Source organism: Brucella pseudogrignonensis (genome assembly GCF_002252525.1).
Lineage (GTDB): Bacteria > Pseudomonadota > Alphaproteobacteria > Rhizobiales > Rhizobiaceae > Brucella > Brucella pseudogrignonensis.
On the sequence record NZ_NNRM01000031.1, the window covers coordinates 1 to 456 of the forward strand.

A 456-nucleotide genomic window follows, 5' to 3' on the forward strand; every position below is an offset into this window, starting at 1 on the left:
CAAACCCGGCTTAGCCGGTGGGAACCGCGCGAGATTACATACAGGCCGCAGCGTTGGTTTACATTTGCCCGCGCAGATGGTGAAACCGTTGTACTTCGCGACGATCCGGCTGAAGAACCGTTACCGGCTCACAAGTTTATCATCCACCGTCACCCGTCAAAATCGGGGCTGACGATCCGTTCCGGCATAGCGCGTGTCGCATCCTGGGCATGGATGTACAAGAGCTTCACACTCAAGGACTGGGCGATCTTCGTCCAGAACTTCGGCATGCCGATCCGCATCGGCCGTTACGAAGGTGACGCCAAGGAAGAGGACAAGGATGTCCTGTGGCGCGCTGTGACGCAGATCGCTGGCGATATGGCTGCGATCATGCCCGACAGCATGAAGATCGAGTTTCAGGAAGTGGCCGCGAAGGGCACTTCAATCGACCTTTACGAGCGTCGCGCCGACTGGATG

At 57.9% G+C, this 456-nt stretch carries 1 protein-coding gene; it reads left to right on the forward strand.

Annotation, left to right across the window (positions count from 1 at the left end; genetic code table 11):
* On the forward strand, nt 1-456 hold a 456-nt coding region (locus CEV34_RS14610; protein WP_143853389.1), incomplete at both ends, for a phage portal protein family protein.